At 72.1% G+C, this 19,219-nt stretch carries 18 protein-coding genes; 7 read left to right on the forward strand and 11 right to left on the reverse strand.

Annotated elements, in window-relative coordinates; genetic code table 11:
• The first annotated feature begins 50 nt into the window (after nucleotides 1-50).
• The 6 genes from ACTWPV_RS09100 (at nucleotide 51) to ACTWPV_RS09125 (ending at nucleotide 5,797) form a co-directional block, all read left to right on the forward strand.
• Nucleotides 51-752: a response regulator transcription factor gene (locus ACTWPV_RS09100; RefSeq protein ID WP_347644141.1), complete on the forward strand. Its 702-nt coding sequence runs from the start codon at nucleotides 51-53 to the stop codon at nucleotides 750-752.
• Nucleotides 749-2,134, forward strand: coding sequence for a HAMP domain-containing sensor histidine kinase (locus tag ACTWPV_RS09105; protein ID WP_443151364.1), 1,386 nt, complete (start codon nucleotides 749-751; stop codon nucleotides 2,132-2,134). The genes ACTWPV_RS09100 and ACTWPV_RS09105 overlap by 4 nt, the downstream gene beginning before the upstream one ends.
• A gap of 170 nt (nucleotides 2,135-2,304) precedes the next feature.
• Nucleotides 2,305-2,763 (forward strand): hypothetical protein, encoded by a 459-nt coding sequence (locus tag ACTWPV_RS09110; RefSeq protein ID WP_443151365.1) that lies wholly within the window; start codon nucleotides 2,305-2,307, stop codon nucleotides 2,761-2,763.
• 216 nt (nucleotides 2,764-2,979) lie between these two features.
• Nucleotides 2,980-3,876, forward strand: coding sequence for an ATP-binding cassette domain-containing protein (locus ACTWPV_RS09115; RefSeq protein WP_443151366.1), 897 nt, complete (start codon nucleotides 2,980-2,982; stop codon nucleotides 3,874-3,876).
• Nucleotides 3,873-4,820, forward strand: coding sequence for an ABC transporter permease (locus ACTWPV_RS09120; protein ID WP_443151367.1), 948 nt, complete (start codon nucleotides 3,873-3,875; stop codon nucleotides 4,818-4,820). The genes ACTWPV_RS09115 and ACTWPV_RS09120 overlap by 4 nt, the downstream gene beginning before the upstream one ends.
• Before the next feature lie 14 nt (nucleotides 4,821-4,834).
• A complete protein-coding gene (locus tag ACTWPV_RS09125) occupies nucleotides 4,835-5,797 on the forward strand; it encodes an ABC transporter substrate-binding protein (RefSeq protein ID WP_443151368.1) in 963 nt (320 codons plus the stop codon).
• Nucleotides 5,798-5,840: 43 nt separating this feature from the next.
• Here ACTWPV_RS09125 and ACTWPV_RS09130 read toward each other — a convergent pair whose 3' ends face one another.
• From ACTWPV_RS09130 to ACTWPV_RS09150, 5 genes are all read right to left on the reverse strand, one after another.
• On the reverse strand, nucleotides 5,841-6,107 hold the full coding sequence (locus ACTWPV_RS09130; RefSeq protein ID WP_347620896.1) for a hypothetical protein: 267 nt from the start codon (nucleotides 6,105-6,107) through the stop codon (nucleotides 5,841-5,843).
• A 69-nt stretch (nucleotides 6,108-6,176) separates the two neighbouring features.
• Nucleotides 6,177-7,028: a helix-turn-helix domain-containing protein gene (locus ACTWPV_RS09135; RefSeq protein ID WP_347644135.1), complete on the reverse strand. Its 852-nt coding sequence runs from the start codon at nucleotides 7,026-7,028 to the stop codon at nucleotides 6,177-6,179.
• A gap of 57 nt (nucleotides 7,029-7,085) precedes the next feature.
• Nucleotides 7,086-7,346: a hypothetical protein gene (locus tag ACTWPV_RS09140; protein WP_132598580.1), complete on the reverse strand. Its 261-nt coding sequence runs from the start codon at nucleotides 7,344-7,346 to the stop codon at nucleotides 7,086-7,088.
• A 93-nt stretch (nucleotides 7,347-7,439) separates the two neighbouring features.
• Nucleotides 7,440-7,583, reverse strand: coding sequence for a hypothetical protein (locus tag ACTWPV_RS09145; protein WP_443151369.1), 144 nt, complete (start codon nucleotides 7,581-7,583; stop codon nucleotides 7,440-7,442).
• A 480-nt stretch (nucleotides 7,584-8,063) separates the two neighbouring features.
• Nucleotides 8,064-8,864, reverse strand: coding sequence for a GNAT family N-acetyltransferase (locus ACTWPV_RS09150; RefSeq protein ID WP_443151370.1), 801 nt, complete (start codon nucleotides 8,862-8,864; stop codon nucleotides 8,064-8,066).
• 75 nt (nucleotides 8,865-8,939) lie between these two features.
• Here ACTWPV_RS09150 and ACTWPV_RS09155 point away from each other — a divergent pair, with 75 nt between their 5' ends.
• Nucleotides 8,940-9,929 (forward strand): ROK family protein, encoded by a 990-nt coding sequence (locus ACTWPV_RS09155; protein ID WP_443151371.1) that lies wholly within the window; start codon nucleotides 8,940-8,942, stop codon nucleotides 9,927-9,929.
• On the opposite strand, the gene ACTWPV_RS09160 is transcribed toward ACTWPV_RS09155, so the two are convergent.
• The 6 genes from ACTWPV_RS09160 to ACTWPV_RS09185 form a co-directional block, all read right to left on the reverse strand.
• Nucleotides 9,885-11,690: an acyclic terpene utilization AtuA family protein gene (locus ACTWPV_RS09160; RefSeq protein WP_443151372.1), complete on the reverse strand. Its 1,806-nt coding sequence runs from the start codon at nucleotides 11,688-11,690 to the stop codon at nucleotides 9,885-9,887. The genes ACTWPV_RS09155 and ACTWPV_RS09160 overlap by 45 nt on opposite strands.
• Complete coding sequence (locus ACTWPV_RS09165) at nucleotides 11,687-12,457, reverse strand: enoyl-CoA hydratase-related protein (RefSeq protein WP_443151373.1); 771 nt, start codon at nucleotides 12,455-12,457, stop codon at nucleotides 11,687-11,689. The genes ACTWPV_RS09160 and ACTWPV_RS09165 overlap by 4 nt, the downstream gene beginning before the upstream one ends.
• Nucleotides 12,454-14,352, reverse strand: coding sequence for an ATP-binding protein (locus ACTWPV_RS09170; protein ID WP_443151374.1), 1,899 nt, complete (start codon nucleotides 14,350-14,352; stop codon nucleotides 12,454-12,456). Before ACTWPV_RS09170 ends, ACTWPV_RS09165 begins: the two co-directional genes overlap by 4 nt.
• Nucleotides 14,349-15,938, reverse strand: a complete 1,590-nt coding sequence (locus ACTWPV_RS09175) for an acyl-CoA carboxylase subunit beta (protein WP_443151375.1) — start codon at nucleotides 15,936-15,938, stop codon at nucleotides 14,349-14,351. The genes ACTWPV_RS09170 and ACTWPV_RS09175 overlap by 4 nt, the downstream gene beginning before the upstream one ends.
• Nucleotides 15,935-16,576 carry a TetR/AcrR family transcriptional regulator gene (locus ACTWPV_RS09180; RefSeq protein ID WP_443151376.1) on the reverse strand — a complete coding sequence of 214 codons (642 nt, stop codon included), beginning with the start codon at nucleotides 16,574-16,576 and terminating at the stop codon, nucleotides 15,935-15,937. Before ACTWPV_RS09180 ends, ACTWPV_RS09175 begins: the two co-directional genes overlap by 4 nt.
• An 86-nt stretch (nucleotides 16,577-16,662) precedes the next feature.
• Nucleotides 16,663-19,161, reverse strand: a complete 2,499-nt coding sequence (locus tag ACTWPV_RS09185) for a protein kinase domain-containing protein (protein ID WP_443151377.1) — start codon at nucleotides 19,159-19,161, stop codon at nucleotides 16,663-16,665.
• Nucleotides 19,162-19,219 lie beyond the last annotated feature (58 nt).

Here is a 19,219-nt window from a genome sequence, read left to right on the forward strand (position 1 = left end):
AACCGAGGGCGTTCATCACCTTTTCATGATGAACCTCTAGCGTTTGCAGCATGAGTGAGCCCGCACGGTTGCTGGTGGTGGACGACGAGCCCGCGTTGCGCGAGGCGCTCCAGTCGAGCCTCGAGTTCGAGGGCTACAAGGTCGTCACGGCCGGTGACGGGCACGCGGCGCTGGAGGCCCTGGCGAGCGACTCGTTCGACGGGGTGCTGCTCGACGTCATGATGCCGCGCCTCGACGGGCTGACCGCGTGCCGCCGGCTGCGGGCGTCCGGCAACCACATCCCCGTCCTCATGCTGACCGCCCGCGACGCGGTCGGCGACCGGGTCTCCGGGCTCGACGCGGGCGCCGACGACTACCTCGTCAAGCCGTTCGAGCTGGACGAGCTGCTGGCCAGGGTACGCGCGCTGCTGCGGCGAGGCGCGCTCAGCGCCGGACCGGCCGAGAACGGCGACGCGCTCACGTACGACGACCTGCGCATGGACCCCGCCACCAGGGAGGTCACCCGCGGCGAGCGCAGGCTCGACCTGACCAGGACCGAATACCTGCTGATGGAGCTGTTCCTCGCACATCCGCGCCAGGTGCTGACCAGGGACCAGATCCTGAGCGAGGTGTGGGGATTCGACTTCGAGCCGACCTCCAACTCGCTCGACGTCTATGTGATGTACCTGCGGCGCAAGACCGAGGCCGGGGGAGAGCCGCGCGTGATCCACACGGTGCGCGGCGTGGGATACGTCCTGAGAGCGGCGCCGTGAGACGAGGGAGCCTGAGGTCCCGCCTCACCCTCCTCGTCACGGTGGCCGTGGCGCTGGCCATCACGGTGTGCGCGGGCATGTCGTGGTTCATCGTCCAGGACCAGCTGATCAAGCAGCTCGACCAGACCATCATGGACCCGGAGGAGTCAGGGGACAGGGACTTCCTCCTCCACCACTGCACTCCTGAGGGCTCGTCCGACGAGTACGCCGGCATGGCGATGTTGTTGCGCGCGGACGGCACCACGTGCTCGCTCGGCGCGCCCATCCTGTGGACGGAGGAGGACCTGACCCTGGCGGCCGACCGCCGCGAGCCGATCTGCCGTGACGGCGTGACCCGCGACGGCAAGCCGGTCCGCGTGGTGATCTCGAACTTCTCCCCTGGCACCGCCGTTCTGGAGGCGGCTCCGCTCTACCACACCAGGCGCACGCTGCGGAACACCGCGTTCGCGCTGGCGGCCGTCGCGGCCCTGGGCGTGTTCGGCGCCGCGTGGGCGGGCCTGGCCATCTCGCGCGCCGGGCTCCGCCCGGTCGGAGACCTCACCAAGGCGGTCGAGCACATCGCCCAGACCGAGGACCTCGGCACCCGCATCCCCGTCAAGGGCAACGACGAGATCGCCCGCCTGAGCTCGTCCTTCAACGCCATGACCGCGGCGCTGGCCGGATCCCGCGAGCGCCAGCAGCAACTCGTCGCCGACGCCGGCCACGAGCTGCGCACCCCTCTCACCACCCTGCGCACCAACATCGACCTGCTGCTGCGCAGCGAGCAGACCGGCCGCAGCCTCGACCCCGGGGCGAAGGAGCGCCTGCTGGTCAACGTGAAGGCGCAGTTCGCCGAGCTGTCCACGCTCGTGGGCGATCTGCTCCAGCTGGCCAGGGGCGACGCCCACCACGAGCCGCACGTCGAGCTGGCCTTCCACGAGGTCGTCACCGCCGCCGTGGAGCGCGCCCGGCTGCGCGGCGCCGAGGTCGTCACCGACCTGAGCCCGTGGTACGTCGTCGGCGCCGCCGCCTCCTTGGAACGTGCCGTGCTCAACCTCATCGACAACGCCGCCAAGTTCAGCCCGGAGGGCCAGGTCGAGGTGAGCCTGCGCGGTGGCCGGCTGACCGTGCGGGACCACGGCCCGGGACTGCCCGAGGAGGACCTGCCGTACGTGTTCGAGCGCTTCTGGCGCTCGCCGTCGGCGCGCGGGCTGCCCGGGTCGGGGCTGGGCCTGGCGATCGTGGCGCAGGCGGTCGCGGAGGCAGCAGGAACGGTACGCCTGGAGAACGCGCGCGGCGGCGGAGCGATCGCAACCATGGATCTGCCGGGAACTCCCGATCCGCGGCCGACAACAAGGCCGTATGAGGGGCGAAATGATGGCCCGGAGAATACGTCTGGCTAATTTATTCGGATAGGTCCGAATTTATGCCGCCAATAGCCCGCTGACCAGGGGAAACTTTCTTCGGTTCCCTTTCATGGCCGACGCCCGGCAAGGTATTCTCGTGGCAAACGAACGGGACCGGAGAGCCATTACATCCCCGGTCCCTACCTTCAAAGGTAGGGGAGATCGAGTTGAGCTACAAGGACGCGGCTGTCAAACTCGCTAACGAGTTGGCCACCGAGTTCGTCAACATCCGGGCGGATCGCATGGAATTGGGACAGCAGCTCACCGAGCGCGTCAACAGCGTGGGCTCCCGCGTCAAGGTCGTCGACGGGAAAGTCACCACCCTCGACGCGAAGGTCGACACCTTGGACAGCAAGATCGATGCCCTGGACGGCAGGGTGGGGTCGCTCGAGACCAAGGTCGACGCCCTGGACGCCAAGGTCGACGCCAAGTTCGCAGAGACCGACCGCAGGCTCGACAAGCTGGAGAGCAAGGTCGACGCCAAGTTCGCGGAGACCGACCGCAGGCTCGACAAGCTGGAGGGCAAGGTCGACAGTCTGGAGAGCAAGGTCGACGGGCTGCAGGGGACGCAGCTCGAGATGATGGACATCCTCGTCGCGATCCGGCGCAAGCTCGACGTGAACTGAATTCGAGCCCCTCCCGAAGGGCGGGCCCGCACGCCCTGCGGACCCGCCCTTCGCGTGCGCGGGACCCCCGGACCGGGCACCCGGCCGCCGGACGCCCTGCGCGCCCCCTGCCCGGCGGATTTTCGGGCCTTGTGACCTTCAGCGGCGAACGGGTGGTCTGGCGCAGGATCGGGTTTCGGTCTTGACAACGATGTCAGAGGCATCCTTGATGGTGCTATGGGCGCACCGCTGATCGCCGCCCGCGGGATCGTGAAGAGCTACGGCCACGTGGAGGCGCTGCGTGGCGCGGACTTCGCGGTGCGACCGGGCGAGGTGGTCGCGCTGATCGGCGACAACGGCGCGGGTAAGTCCACCCTGGCGAAGATCCTGTCAGGCGTCGAACGGCCCGACACGGGCACGATCGAGGTCGACGGCCGGCCGGTGGCGTTCGGATCGGCCGACGAAGCCAGGGGCGCCGGCATCGAGACCGTCTACCAGGACCTCGCGCTCTGCGCGGAGCTCAGCCCGTCCGCCAACTACTTCCTCGGCAGGGAACGGCTCAGGCCGGGGCTGCTCGGAATGCTGGGCGTGCTGGACAACGCCGCCATGCGGCGCGAGACGCGGGAGGCGTGCGAGCGGCTGGGCGTACGGCTGAAGTCGGAGACGGCGCCGGTCTCGACGTTGTCGGGCGGGCAGCGGCAGGGGGTCGCGGTGGCCAGGGCGGTGGGATGGGCACGGCGGGCGGTGTTCATGGACGAGCCGACCGCGGCGCTCGGCGTGGTGCAGACGCGGCGGGTGCTCGACCTGATCAGGAGCGTACGCGACGCGGGCGTGGCGGTCGTGCTCATCAGCCACAACATGCAGGACGTCATGGCGGTGTCGGACCGGGTGGAGGTGTTGCGGCTGGGCCGCAGGGTGGCCAGGTTCGACACCGCGCGCGTCTCGATGGAGGAGCTGGTCGGCGCCATGACCGGCGCACTCGAACAGGCCGGTCCCGACGGGCGGCCGGACGACGCCGGGCAGGACGCCGCAGGTGGGGACGGAGCGGAGGACGGGCCCGGGCGGGGCGTCGCTGGTGGGGACGGGCCCGGGAGGGGCGGCGCGGGGGCGGACGGACAGGAAGACGGCCGATGAGCCGCCTCCGGTTCGGTGCCCCGCAGGTCGTGTGGATCGGCCTGGTGCTGGCGGGGCTGGTGGTGACGTTCTCGGTGCTCGCGCCGCGCACGTTCCCCACCTCGTTCAACGTGCTCAACCTGGTCAGCGACGCGGCCATCCTGCTGCTGCTCGCCGCCGGCATGACGTACGTGATCATCACGGCGGGCATCGACCTGTCGGTGGGCGGGGTGCTGGTGTTCTCGGCCGTGTCCGCGGCCAAGGTCATGGAGGCCACCGGGTCGCTCGCGCTCGGCGGCCTGGCCGCCCTCGTGGCCGGGCTGGCCTGGGGAGTGCTGAACGGCGTGCTGATCGCCATGGGGCGCATCCCCGCGCTCATCGTGACGCTCGGCACCCTCGGCATGTCTCTCGGCGGCGCGCTGCTGCTCACCGGCGGCGTCGACCTGCGCGCCCCCACCGAGCTCAACCTCGGGCTCGGCCTGGCCCGCTGGCTGGGCGTGCCGGTGATCGTGTGGATCTGCGCCGCCATCACCGCGGCCCTGGCCCTCATGCTCGCCTGCACCCGGTTCGGCCGCCACACGTACGCGATCGGCTCCAACGTCGAGGCCGCCCGGCGTGGCGGCGTCGCCGTGCGCGCGCACCTGGTCAAGGTGTACGGGCTCGCGGGGCTGCTGGCGGGCCTGGCCGGCTGCCTGTCGCTGGCCAAGTACGGCATCACCGGCGTGTCCGCGCACTCCACCGACAACCTTCAGGCCATCGCGGCCGTGGTGATCGGCGGGACGTCCCTGTTCGGCGGGGTCGGCACGGTGGCCGGCACGGTCATCGGCGTCTTCATCCCCGTCGTGCTGCAGAACGGCTTCCAGATTCTCGGCGTGCGGCCGTTCTGGCAGCAGGTGGTGGTGGGCGCGGTGCTCGTCGCCGCCGTCTACGTCGACCAGTGGAGGCGCAGGGCCCGCGACCGATAGGAGGAGGCACCAGCATGCGCAAGATCACGGCCGCGCTCGCGGCGACGATGATGATCGCCGCCTGCGGCGGGCAGGGGAGCGAGGCGGGCGGCGACGACCAGACCAGGGTCACGCTCGTGCAGGGCCTGGCCGGTGAGGAGTTCTACGAGACGATGGCCTGCGGCGCGAAGGCCAAGGCCCAGGAACTGGGCGTAGCGCTCGACGTGCAGGGGCCGCAGAAGTTCGATCCGACGCTCCAGACGCCGATCGTCAACTCCGTGACCGCGAGCGCGCCGGACGCCATGCTGATCGCGCCGACCGACGTCAAGGCGATGATCGCGCCGCTGACCCAGGCCAAGCAGCAGGGCATCAAGATCATCCTGGTGGACACGGTGGTCGAGGACGAGAGCATCGGCCTGTCGCGGATCAGCACCGACAACGTCAAGGGCGGCGCGGCGGCGGCCCAGGCGCTGTCGGAGCAGATCGGCGGCAAGGGCAAGGTGCTGGTCATCTCCACCGACCCCGGCGTCAGCACCGTGGACGCGCGGATCAGGGGCTTCGAGCAGGAGATCAAGGCGAACCACCCGGACGTCGACCATCTCGGGGTGCAGTACTCGCACAACGACGTCGGCGAGGCGTCCAGGATCGTCAACGCGGCGCTGGCGAAGGATCCCGACCTGGCCGGGGTGTTCGCGGCGAACCTCAACTCGGCCACCGGTGCGGGCTCGGCGCTGCGGCAGGCGGGCAAGCTGGGCGAGGTCAAGATGGTGGGGTTCGACGCCGGGCCCGCGCAGGTCAAGCAGCTCAAGGACGGCGTCGTGCAGGCCCTGATCGCGCAGTTGCCCGGCGACATCGGCGCCAAAGGCGTCGAGCAGGCGGTCGCCGCGGTCAAGGGGCAGCAGGTCACGGCGTCGATCCCGACGGACGCCACGATCGTCACGGAGGAGAACGTCGACCAGCCGGAGGTGCAGAAGATCCTCTACCGGGCGGGGTGCTGACCCGGACCGGCAGGACCTAGGGGAGCCGGGAGCGGAGGCTGACCTAGGCCGGCAGGGCGGCGAGGAGGAAGGCGAGCCGGGCGGCGGCGGACTCGACGTCTTCCGAGGTGCCCAGGCGGTAGCCCCAGGAGGTGATGAACGCGCCCTCGTCGGAGCAGGTCACGGTCTCGGCGAGGGTGGCGGAGAAACGGTTGCGGACCGACACGTAGGCAGGGTCGCTGGACAGGGCGAGGCTCTGGACCGACAGGTCCGCGTGACGACCCGCGTGCCAGGCGAACCGCTCGAGGCAGAGCGCGGTATCAAGCATCATGCGTCACCTCCGCAACGTCTCGCGACAGAATTGCACGATCTTGGGGCGGGAGGCAAGCAATTGCTGCGGTTAATGTGCGGTTTGTTTCCGGTAATCGTGAAGGATCCTGATGATGACCTCCCGCCCGGACTCCTCGAACTCGGCCACCTTCGCGAAGTCGTCGAACGCCCGGACGTAGAAGGCGATGTCGTCGGGGTCGCGCAGGATGAGGTCCTTCGTCATGGTGGCCACGCCGACCATGGAATCGTTGTAGATCCAGAACCCGTTGACCGGGTTGGACGGGAACTCGGCGTCGAAGGGGATCACGCCGAACTCCACGTTCGGCAGCGTGCTGACGGCCAGCAGGCGGTCGAGCTGGCCGCGCATGACCTCGGGCGGCGCCAGGAGGGTGCGGAGCGTGGACTCCGACACCACGAACCGGAACGTCCTCGTGCGGTCGTAGAGGATCTCCTGGCGCTGCATGCGCACCCGGACCGCCGCGTCGATCTGGTCGGCGGCGCTGTAGAGGCGCTTGACCTTGCGGAACACGTGCCTGGCGTATTCGGAGGTCTGCAGCAGGCCCACGATGATGCCGGGCTCGAACACCCGGAACAGCTTGGTGCGCGCCTCCAGGTCGCGGACGTCCTCCTGGAGGGCGGCCAGCCCGCTGCGGTGGCGCTGCTTCCAGTCGTCGTGCCGTTCGAGCAGCGCGATCGCCTGCCGGATCAGCTCGTCGGTCGTGTCGGGCGAGGCGCGTACGGCCTGCGCCCACACGACCACGTCGTCCTCGGTGGCGGTCTGCCTGGCGTTCTCCAGGCGCGAGACCTTGGACGGTTGCCAGCGCAGCTGCTCGGCCAGCTCCTTGCCGGACAGCCGGGCCGCCTCGCGCAGCTGGCGTAAATGGCTGCCGAGGTCGATCCGCGCCTGCTGAAAGGACGTCACGCCGCAAGAGGCTAGCCCTGCTTGCGTCGATCATGCCAGTGGGGTGCGCAATTGTGATCAGCCGGTAGCCGTGGGTGTTCCTCCGCAGGTGGGGAAAGCGGTTGCCGAACCGTCGGTCAGGACCCGGCGGGCGATTTCGGTGATGAGCTCGCGGGGCACCTCGACGGCGCCCTCGCCGTCGAGCACGTCGCGAAGGTCCGCGAGCGCCTCCGCGTCGGTGACCTGGAGGCCCTGGACGACGATGGTGCCGCGGTCGGTCTCGTACAGGGTGGGACAGGCGCCCGCCTCCGAGGTGGACCCGAGGAACCGCATACGCATGACGATCCTTCCCCGATGAAAGATGCAATTGCGCGCAATTGTATGGCTCGGGGGTCTATGTGTGATCGTTTCTCCGAAAATCGTGATATTTGGTCAGTTGAGCGTGGCGCCCATGAACTCCTGGGCCCGCTCGAACAGGCCGAGCGTCACCGCGTACCAGTCGATGGCCGACATGTCGCGCTCGGACAGTGCCGCGTAGGAGGCGATGATCTCCTGCGACGCGGGCAGTCCCGGCACGTGTCGTCGCCCGCCGGCCACATCGCCGGCAGCCGGCCGTCTCCGCCAGCCCGGTCGAGGGGTTGAACCCGTCGACCGGTTCCATCAGAGCCTCCTGGGGGGAGCGTTGCCTTCGGGCGACGGGGATCGGGAGCGAGAGGGCCGCCAAGCCCGAGCGTGCAGTGGCAGAACCCCAGACATTGTCGCCACCTCCGGACAGGATCGTGCTCGTGCTTTCGGGCGTCGGTCAGGGCTTGGCCGTCGTCTCCCGCGCAAGCGGGGCGAGAGGACGCTCCCTTCGGGAAGCGGAGGAGTCACGAGGTAGAACACCGGCTCCCGCGCGGTCCCCGCGGCCACCAGCGCGGGGGCGGGCACCGGCGTGCCGTGCAGCGTCGCGGTCGAGGTCGATGGCGCCGGCGTCGATGTGGGTGGAGGTCATGTGCCCCCTTCGGCCAGAACGATGTTCTGGTGGGGGACCCTATGCGGGCCCCGCGAACCGGGTCAACCGAGCGCCTGCATGAAGGGGAGGAACTGGCGTGACCGGTCTCCGGGCAGGTCGTCGCCGCGCACCATGAACGCGACCTCCCACGGCTCGCCGATGCCGTGCTCGCCCGCCCACCGGATCATGGACTCGTGGGCGAGGTCGAAGTCCATCCGCACCTCGCCGCCCGCGTCGAGCGCCAGGTCGCCGATCAGGGCGCGCGCCGTCTCCTCGTCGCCGGCCACGACCGGGCCGATCACGGTGTTGTCGTCGTTGCGCCAGCACTGGCCGAAACCGCCGGCCGCCACCCTGACCTGCTCGCCGAACGTGAACATCCGCCGCAGCGCCGCCGACCTGTCCATGCCGAACACCTCGGCGTCGAGCGCGAGGATGGCGTCGAGGTCGGCTGCTGTGGCAGGACGGGTCAGGCCCGAGGGCTCGCCCGCGAAGACGCCCGTGTGCTTGGCCGCCCGGCCGACCGTCCGGAAGCCGAGCTGCTCGTAGAGCGGCCGGCCCTGCCCGGTGGCGTGGAGGAAGACGGTGCGGTCGCCGGCCTGGTCGAGCACGTGCCGCATGAGCGCGCGGCCGAGGCCCTGCCTGGCGTAGCGGGACGCGGTGAGCACCATGCTGATCACGGCGTGCCCGTCGCCGTAGGGGGTCAGGACGTTGCACGCGGCCAGGCCGTCGCCGTCAGGGGCGTCGATGCCGTACGGCTCGCCGATCTCGAACAGCAGGCGCCACTTGTGCTCCTCGGGCGGCCAGTCGCGGTCTTTGGCCAGGCGGACGCAGTCGTCCAGGTCATGGATGGTGAGGCGGCGCATGAGACCTCATCCTGCTGCATCGGCGGGCATGATCTCAAAAGGTTTCTGCAGCAGGATGAAGGCATGGAGTGCGTTGTGGCGGTTGATGTTGGCGGCACCACCATGAAAGGCGGACTTGTCACCCGCGACGGGACATGTCTGCATGTCGAGCGGCGGCCCACCCCGCGCGCCGGCGACCCTGAGCGCGTGATCGCGGCCGTCTCCGCCTTCGTCGCCGACCTCGCCCGGCCCCGGCCCGGAACACGCCCGCTGGCGGTGGGGCTGGTGGTGCCCGGTCTCGTCACGGCGGAACGGGCCGTCTTCTCGGCCGCGTTCGGCTGGCGGGACGTGCCCGCGTCGTCGTTCACGGACGTGGACCTGCCGGTGGCGCTCGGGCACGACGTCCGCGCGGCCGGGGAGGCGGAGCCGGCCTACGGGGCGGGCGGGGACGACGTGCTCTACCTGCCCATCGGCACGGGCATCGCGGGCGCGGTGGTCCTGTCCGGGTCGCTGTACGGGGGCGCCGCCGGATGGGCCGGGCAGATCGGCCACATCCCGGTACGGCCCGGCGGGGCGGCCTGCGGGTGCGGGCAGCGGGGCTGCCTGGCGGCGTACGCGTCGGGCGGCGCGGTCGCGGCCCGGTACGGCGCCGGCGGGGCCGAGGAGGTGGTGCGGCGAGCCTCGGAGGGAGACGCGGCGGCCGGGCGGGTATGGGACACGGCCGTGGAGGCGCTCGCCCTGGCCCTGGCCACGTACACGCGGCTGCTGGATCCGGCGGCCGTCGTCATCGGCGGCGGGGTCTCCCACGCGGGCGACGCCCTGATCGTCCCCCTCCGGGCCCGCCTGTCAACCCTCCTGTCCCCTCGTCCGCCGTCCCCGTCCCTGCCGTCCGACGGGCGGTCAACGTCGCAGGAGGCGGCGGCACACGCGCGGTCGTCGCCGGGGGTGCCGGAGCGGCGGGCGCCGGAGGTCAGGGCGTCGGCGCTCGGGGCGCGGGCGGGGATGCTGGGCGCGGGGCTGCTGGGGTGGCGGATGGCCGGCTCAGTCCAGGAGCGCCGTGGGGATGCGCAGAGGCCGGGCGCGTAGCTCCTCGCCCAGCGCCTTGGCCTGCGGGTCCATGCGCGGGCTCGCCGCCACACCCCGGCCCAGGAGCCCGTGGATGACGAAGTTGAGCGCCTTGAGGTTCGGCAGCTCGTAGCGGTCGACGCGGTACGCGGCCAGATGCGGCAGGAGGCGCTTGAGCCGGTCAGGGGTCAAGGTGGCGGCCAGCCACGCGTAGCGGTCCGGTGTCCCGGCCCAGACTCCCAGGTTGGCGTTGCCGCCCTTGTCGCCGGAACGGGCCCCCACGATGCGCCCCAGCGGCATCCACACGGTCTCCTCACCCGCGACGCCGCCCGCGCCGTGCGCGCCCTTCTCGTGCGCGGCGCCTGCCGGGGCGGAGCGGGCCGCGCCGGGCGCCCGGACGGAGGCGGGATCCGCGGTCTGCTGAGGGGCGGCGGGGTCGAAGGGCTCCGACGTGAGTGGGGCTGCCGGGGCGGGGAGGGAGGACGGAGGGCGAGGACCGGCGGGGACGGCGGGGACGGGTATCTCCGCGCCGTTCACGAAGACCTGCGGGCGCACGCCCGAGGCCGGGACCAGGACCGGCCAGTAGACCCCGTACGGCGTGGCGTTGCCGGGCGGGGTGAGGCCGTAGAAGCCCGGGTAACCGGCCAGCCCTGTCTCGACCACGGCCGAGGAGAAGGCCCGTCCCGCCGTGCGTTCGTCTGCGTCCATGACCGTGATCCGCAGCAGGCCGGACTCCGTGAGCGTCACGTCCACCGCGTCGAACGACTCGCGCGGGATCCGCGCCCAGACGGCCTCCTCCGCCACCCGGGCCTTGGCCTCCATGTCGAGCCCCGTGAGGACGAGGGTCATGGTGTTCCGGTAGCCGCCCAGGTAGTTGACGGCGACCTTGAGGGTGCCGGGCGGCGGCTCGCCCCGGACCCCGGAGACCAGCACCCGGTCGGGCCCGTCGCCGGCGAGCGTGATCGTGTCGAACCTGGCCACCACGTCGGGGCCGAGGTAGCGGGGGCCGCCCACCTCGTACACCAGCTGGGCGGTGACCGTGCCGACCGAGACCAGGCCGCCCGTGCCGGGATGCTTGGTGATCACGGCGGATCCGTCCGGGCGGAGCTCCGCGAGCGGGAAGCCGCAATGGGCCAGATCAGGCACGTCCTGGAAGAACGGGTAGTTGCCGCCCGTGGCCTGGCAGCCGCACTCGATGATGTGCCCTGCGACCACCGATCCCGCCAGCGGGTCGAGGTCGGCGGGGCCCCAGCCGTACCGCCAGATGCCGGGCCCGGTCACCAGGGCGGCGTCGGTGACGCGGCCGGTCACCACCACGTCCGCGCCCGCCGACAGGGCGGCGGCGATCGGGCGGCCGCCCAGGTAGGCGTTCGCCGTCAGCGGGGTGGCGTCGAGGCGCTCGCCGGTGTCGGCGTTGACGAGGTCGAGGGGCTTGCCGGTGAGGTCGTCGCCGGTGACGTGGGCGACCGAGGGGGACAGGCCGAGGCGGGCGGCCAGCTCGTGCACGGCCTCCGCGCACCCGGCGGGGTCGAGGCCGCCCGCGTTCGTCACGATCTTGATGCCCCGGTCGAGGCAGGGCCCGAGGACGTCCTCCAGCTGCCGCAGGAACGTCGGCGCGTAGCCGGCGCGGCCCTTGAGCCGGTTGCCGGCCAGGATCAGCATGGTGAGCTCGGCGAGCCAGTCGCCGGTCAGCACGTCGATCGGCCCGCCCTCGACCATCTCCCTGGCCGCGGAGAGCCGGTCGCCGTAGAAGCCGCTGCAGTTGGCGATGCGCAGGGTCATCGCGTGGCCCAGGTGGGCGGCCGCTTCTCCATGTAGGCGGCGATGCCCTCCTGGCCCTCCTCCGAGGTGAAACGCTCGGCGGACAGCGTCGTCATCTGCCGCAGCCCTTCAGGGAACGACATCGCCGGCACCTGCCTGACCAGTTGCTTGGTGAGGGCCAGCGCCTCGGGAGCGCCCTTGATCAGCAGGTCGGCGTAGTGGGCGACCGCCGCGTCCAGCTCCTCCTCCGGCACGGCCTTGGAGATCAGCCCGATCTCCGCGGCCCTGGCGGCGTCGAAGACCTCGCCGGTAAGGAAGTATTCGGCGGCGGCCCTTGGGTCGAGCCTGCGCAGGACCGGCACCGAGATCATCGCGGGCACCACGCCGAGGCGTACCTCCGTGAACGCGAACGACGCCGTCACCGGCGCGACCGCGAAGTCGCACGCCGCCACCAGGCCGAGGCCGCCGGCCCGCGCGGTGCCGTTGAGCCGGCAGATCACCGGCTTCGGGCTCTCCCAGATGAGGGTGAGGATCTCCGGGAACGACGCCGTCACCGGCGCGTCCGGCTTGCCGTCGGCCGCGCGCTGCTCCTTGATGTCGGCTCCCGAGCAGAACACCTTGCCCGTGGCCGTCAGCACGATCACCCTGGCCGCCGGCTCGGCCAGCGCCCGGTCGAGCCGCTCCCTCAACTCGCCGAGCAGGCGGACGGACAGGGCGTTGCGGTTGGGCGGCGAGTCCAGCGTGATGGTCGCCACGCCCGCGGCCAGGTCCTGGTGGACCAGGGTCATGTGCTCTCCTCCTGAATGATCGCCAGCACGGCTCCCGCCTCGACCTGCCGGCCTTTCTCCACGTGTACGCCGGACACCACGCCGTCGACGGGGGCGGCGACCCGGTGCTCCATCTTCATGGCCTCGAGCACCAGCACCGGCTGGCCCTTGGCGACCCGGTCGCCGGCCGCCACCTCGACGCGCAGCACGCTACCCGGCATGGGGGCCAGCAGGGACCCCGGCGCGACGTGCTCGACCGGCTCGGGCAGCCGGGGGAGCGGGGTCAGCACGGCGCAGCCGCCCGCGTGGTCGACGTAGACCTTCGGGTCGCCGTCGTACCGGGCCACCTCGAAGGTGTGGCGGACGCCGTCGTGTTCGAGGACGACGGTGTCCGGTCCGGCGCCGAGCACGGTGACGTTCTCGGGGAGCGGGTCGTACACGGTCTCGGTCTCGGCGAAGCGGGCGCGGCGGGGCTGGGAGCGCACGTTGCGCCAGCCGCTCGGCAGCCCGGCCAGCACGCGCGCGTCGCGCCGGTTGGCGGCGGCCAGGGCGAGGGCGGCGGCCAGCGCGGGCAACTCGCCCGCAGCCTCGCCGGCCGGTTCGGGCTGGGGGCGGGCGGTGGTGCCGTGGACGGGGCCGTCTGGGTCAAGGAATCCGGTATGAGTCTCACCGGCCAGAAAAGCCGGATTTGTCAGGACTCGTACGAGCAAGTCGCGATTAGTGGTGACCCCGTGGAGCTTCGCCCGCCGCAGCGCCGTCGCCAGCCGCCGCACCGCCTGCGCCCGCGTCGAGCCGTGCGCCACCACCTTGGCCAGCATCGCGTCGTAGTGCGGCGACACCACGGATCCCGACTCGACGCCCGCGTCCACGCGCACGTCCCCGGGCACCTCGAACCGCCGCAACACCCCCGTCTGCGGGAGGTAGGCGTCGTCCTCCGCGTACAGCCGCGCCTCGACCGCGTGCCCCGCGGGCCCGGGAGGGCTCGCCGGCAGCGCGACCCCCTCGGCGATCTCCAGCTGGAGCCGGACGAGATCGACGCCGTGGACCAGCTCGGTCACGGGGTGCTCGACCTGGAGCCGGGTGTTCATCTCGAGGAAGGCCACCCGGTCGCCCTTGACCAGGAACTCCACCGTCCCGGCTCCGACGTGGCCGACCGCCCGCGCGGCCCTGACGGCGGCCTCGAACAGGCGTTCCCTCAGCCCGGCGGAGATCCCGGGCGAGGGGCACTCCTCGACGACCTTCTGGTGCCGCCGCTGCACGCTGCACTCGCGCTCGCCCAGCGCCCACACGGTGCCGTGCCGGTCGGCCAGCACCTGGACCTCGACGTGCCGGGCCGCCTCCAGCAGCGGCTCCACGAACACGGCGCCGTCGCCGAAGGCCGCCGCCGCCTCCCGCTGCGCCGACCCGATCTCCCGCGCGAGCTCGCCCGGCTCGCGCACGACGCGCATGCCCCGGCCGCCGCCACCGGCGGACGCCTTCACCAGCAGCGGGAACTCGCCAGGAGCGGCCGGGTCGAGCGACGGCAGCACCGGCACCCCGGCCTGCGCCATCAGCCGCTTGGCCGCGATCTTGGACCCCATGGCCGCGATGGCCGCCGGCGGCGGGCCGACCCACACCAGCCCGGCGTCGAGCACGGCCTGCGCGAACTCGGCGTTCTCCGACAGGAAGCCGTACCCGGGGTGCACGGCGTCCGCCCCGGCGGCGCGGCACGCGGCCAGGATGAGCCCGGCGTCCAGGTACGTCTGCGAGGGATGCGCGCCCGGCAGGCGTACCGCGAGATCGGCCTCGGACACGTGCGGCGCGCTCGCGTCGGGGTCGGAGTGCACCGCCACCGTGACGATGCCGAGCGAGCGGCAGGTGCGGAAGACGCGGCGGGCGATCTCGCCCCGGTTCGCGACGAGCAGGCGGCTGATCACGGGCGGAACACCCCGAATCCCGCCGGCTCGGGCACCGGCGCGCTGTTGATCGCCGACAGGCACATGCCCAGCACGGTACGCGTGTCGCGCGGATCGATGACCCCGTCGTCGTAGAGGCGCCCCGACAGGAAGAACGCCAGCGACTCGGCCTCGATCTGGGCCTCCACCATCTCCCGCATCGCCGCGTCGGCCTCCTCGTCGTAGACCTGCCCCTTCGCCTGCGCCGACGCCCGGCCCACGATGGACAACACGCCGGCGAGCTGCGCGGGCCCCATCACCGCCGACTTGGCGCTCGGCCAGCTGAACAGGAAGCGGGGGTCGTAGGCCCGCCCGCACATGCCGTAGTTGCCCGCGCCGTACGACGCGCCCATGACGATCGTCAGATGGGGAACGGTCGAGTTGGACACCGCGTTGATCATCATCGCGCCGTGCTTGATGATGCCGCCCTGCTCGTAGTCCTTGCCGACCATGTAGCCGGTCGTGTTCTGCAGGAAGACGAGCGGCGTGCGCGCCTGGTTGGCCAGCTGGATGAACTGCGTGGCCTTCTGCGACTCCTCGCTGAACAGCACGCCCCGGGCGTTGGCCAGCACGCCGACCGGATAGCCGTGGATCCGCGCCCGGCCCGTCACCAGCGAGACGCCGTACGCCGGTTTGAACTCCTCGAACTCGCTGCCGTCCACCACCCGCGCGATCACCTCCCGGGGATCGAACGGCACCTTCAGGTCCTCGGGGACGATGCCGAGCAGCTCGTCCGCCGGATAGGCCGGCTCCCGCGCGGGCAGCGGGACGGCGCCCCGCTTGCGCCAGCCGAGCGAGCGCACGATCGAGCGCCCGATGCGCAGCGCGTCGTGCTCGTCCTCCGCCAGGTGGTCGGCGAGCCCGCTCACCCTGGCGTGCATCTCCGCCCCGCCCAGCGACTCGTCGTCGGACTCCTCGCCGGTCGCCATCCTGACCAGCGGCGGCCCGCCCAGGAACACCTTGGCCCGCTCCCGCACCATCACCACGTAGTCGCTCATCCCGGGCACGTAGGCGCCGCCGGCGGTGGAGTTGCCGAAGACGAGCGCGACGGTCGGGACGCCCGCAGCCGACAGCCGCGTCAGGTCACGGAAGATCTGCCCGCCGGGGATGAAGATCTCCTTCTGCGTCGGCAGGTCCGCGCCGCCGCTCTCGACCAGATTCACGTACGGCAGGCGGTTGCGCAGCGCGATGTCCGCCGCGCGCAGGGACTTCTTCAGCGTCCACGGGTTGGAGGCGCCGCCGCGGACGGTGGGATCGTTCGCCGTGATCACGCACTCGACGCCCTCGATCACGCCGATCCCCGAGACCATGCTCGCCCCGACGGGGAAGTCGCTGCCCCACGCGGCCAGCGGCGACAGCTCCAGGAAGGGGGAGTCGGCGTCGATCAGCAGCTCGACGCGTTCGCGCGCGAGCAGCTTGCCCCGCGCGCGGTGCCGCTCGACGTACTTCTCGCCGCCCCCGCCCACCGCCCTGGCGTGCTCGGCGTCCAGCTCGGCCAGCTTGGCCAGCATCGACGCGCGGCGCCGCTGATGTTCCTCGCTCGCGGGGTCGAGCCTGCTCCTGATCATGCGCCCTCCTCCGGGCGCGCCGAAGGTGACGTGTACGTCAACCCGATCGCCCGCGCCCACAACCGCGTCAGATGGTCGACGGCCGTCTCCTCCGCGGCCTGCTCGCCCAGGTCGAGCCAGACGTGGGCGAAGTGCTCGACCATCCCGCCCAGCATGACCGCGGTCAGCCGGGGGTCGAGCGCCGGGTCGGCCAGGCCCTGCTCCTGCAGCCGCCGCAGCCCGTCGGCGCCCCGGCGCACGAACACCTCGCGTAGTTCGAGCAGCAGGCGCCCGAACCGGTCGTCGCCGGTCGCCGCCTGCTCGAACATCCGCACCAGCCGCGAGTTCGCGGCCCAGGCCCGCAGGTAGAGCCGGTTGGCCGCCTCGATGCGGGCGTAGGGGTCGGCGGAGGCGGCCGTGCCCACGACGCTCGCCGCGAACATCTCTCCGACCACCGCCTCGGCGACCTCGCCGAACAAGGCCTCCTTGGAGCCGAAGTACGTGTAGAAGGTGCCGTGGGAGACCCCGGCCCGCACGCACACGTCGTCGACCCGCACGGCGTCGTATCCGTGCTCCTCGAACGCCTCGCGCCCGGCCTGCAGCAACGCGGCCCGCGTGCGCCTCCCCCTGGAGGTGGACGCCGGAGACTTGACGATCACGTCAGCCACGCTAGCGCACGAGAGCGCTCAGGTCACCGGGCACGGCGGCTTCGCGTGAGCCCGTACGCAGCGAGGCCGGCCGCTGGTCAGCTGCAGTGGCTCCAGCCGGACTTCCAGCTCTGCAAGCCCCACGAACCACCCCAGATCACGCACTTCTTCTTCGCCGCCAGCCTGACCGGGCCCGCGTACGCGGTGTACTTGCCGGGGTTGCTCGCCTTGCCGCCCTTCTTGACCTGGAGCAGCGCGTTCATCGACACCTTGCCCTTCCAGACCAGGCGCGACATCGTGACCACGCAGTTCTTGCCCGACTTCGCGTGGTAGGCGAGGTAGATCGTGGCGTTGCTGCCCAGGTCGTGCGAGTCGATGAGCTTGTAGCCGGAGCCGCACACCTTCGTCGGGCTGTACGGGTTCTTCTTGGGCGCGACCCTCTTCGGGGCGGCGGCCTGCTTGGGCCGCTTGTAGACCGGGATGGTCCGCGTGGGGCCCGCGGTCGGGCGCGCGGTCGGCTCCGCGTTGGGCTCGACCATCGTCTTCTTCTTTTTCTTGGTCGGCGTGGGCGTCGGCTGCGGCCTGCGGGTCTGCGGGACCGGCGGCGGGGTGTAGCGGTTCGGCCGCGGGGTGACGGTCTTCTTGGGCTTCCTGGGCTTCTTGGTCGTCGGGTCGATGTCCAGGGTGGGGACGGGGACCGTCTCCATCGGGGTGACGGAGGCGGGCGGCTTGCCCGGCTGCCCGGCGCCCGAGCCGTCACCCGGGGTGCTGGTCGAGGGGTTGCCCACCGGCACGACCGGGACTTCCTGGCTGTTCGCCTGCACCACGACGGCGCCGACGACCACGAGCAGGGCCGCGGCGGCGGCGCCCGACAGCGCGAGGGTCAGCGTGCGGCGCTGCTTGGCGGGCGGGCCGTCACCCGGCCTCGGCGAGCCGCCGGGAGCTCCCTGCTGGAACCCGCCGCTCGGGGGCATGCCGGGGCCGTGCGGCGGCATGCCGGCTCCGGCGCCCTGCGGGCCACCCTGGGGCGCCCCCGGATACGGGGAGCCGTGCGGTCCCTGGGGCGTACCGTGCGGGCCTTGAGGACCCTGCGGGTGTTGCGAGCCCTGAGGACCTTGGGGGCCGTTCTGAGGGGCTCCCGTTCCGGGCATCGCCGGCTGCTGGCCTCCCGGGGATCCGGCCGGATGGTGCGGTCCAACGGGACCGCCGCCGGAGTGCGGGGCGTTGTGCGCCAGACCCGCCTGGACGGGGCCCGCCTGGACCGGGACATGGGGGACGGGTCCGCTGAGCCCCGGGTTGTGGCCGGCCCCGGGGACCGGGCCGCTCTGCCCGGGGTTGCCCTGGCCCGGGATGTTCGGGACGGTCCCGCCGAGCCCCGGGGTGTGGCCTGCGCCCGGTACAGGGCCGCTCTGGCCAGGGTTGCGCATGGGGCCGCTCTGGCCGGGGTTGCCCTGGCCGGGGACGTTCGGGATGGGCCCGCTGAGGCCGGGGTTGTGGCCGGCGCCCGGGACGGAGCCGCCCTGGCCGTGCTGGGCGGCCGCGGGGGGCGTGACGTACTGGCCGGTCTGCGGGGGTCCCACGGGCTGCGGGCCGGTCTGGAGCGGGCCGCCCACGAGGTGAGGGCCGGTCGGCTGCGTCCAGGGGCCGGGGTAGACGTCCTCCGAGGGCGCCGCCTCGCCACCCGGACCGGTCTCGGCTTCGGGACCGCCGCCCTCCGGCTGCGCCGGCGCAGCGGACTGGGTGGCGCCGAACTGCCGGCCCACCGGTTCGATGGCGGTCTTCGGGGCCGGCTGGCCGGTGAGGTTGACGATGAGCTCGTCGGCGGAGGGCCGCTGCGCCGGGTCCTTGGACAGGCAGGCGGCCACCAACTCGGCGAGCACGCCCTCCATCCTGCCGAGCTCCGGCTCCTCGTTCAGGATGCGGTTCATCACCACGGGGATGGAGTCGGCGCCGAACGCGGGTTTGCCCGTCGCCGCGAACACCATCGTGACGCCCCAGGCGAACACGTCCGCGGCCTCCGACACGGCCGCGCCGGTGAGCTGCTCGGGCGCCAGGTACGACGGTGTCCCCATGGCCATGCCCGTGGCCGTCGCACCGGGGGAGTCGAGCGCGCGGGCGATGCCGAAGTCGATCACGACGGGCCCCTCGGGGCCCATGAGCACGTTGGCGGGCTTGAAGTCGCGGTGCAGGATGCCGGCGCGGTGGATGGCGGCGAGCGCGGTGGCCGTGCTGATCGCGAGCCGTTCGAGTGCCGCACCCCGCCGCGGCCCCTCGTTGATGACCAGCTCGCGCAGCGAGGGCCCGGGGACGAACTCGCTCACGATGTACGGGCGGCTGCCCTCCAGGTCGGCGTGGAGCACGGGGGCGGTGCAGAACCTGGCCACCCGCTGCGCCACCGCGACCTCGCGCAGGAACCTCGTCCTGGCGTCCGTGTCGGCGACCAGGGCGTTGTGCAGCAGCTTGACGGCGACCTGTTCCCCCGAGTCGCTCTCGCCAAGATAGACGATCCCCTGGCCGCCCTCGCCGAGCCGGGCGACGATGTCATACGTCCCCAGCCGCCGCGGATCGTCCGCCTCCAGCGGCTGGAACTGATTCACGTCGGACCCCCATCACAACCCAGTAGATGAGGCAAAACGCTACCAGCGAGACCATTGG

Origin of the sequence: Nonomuraea sp. KM88 (assembly GCF_052245635.1) — a bacterium.
Taxonomy (GTDB): domain Bacteria; phylum Actinomycetota; class Actinomycetes; order Streptosporangiales; family Streptosporangiaceae; genus Nonomuraea.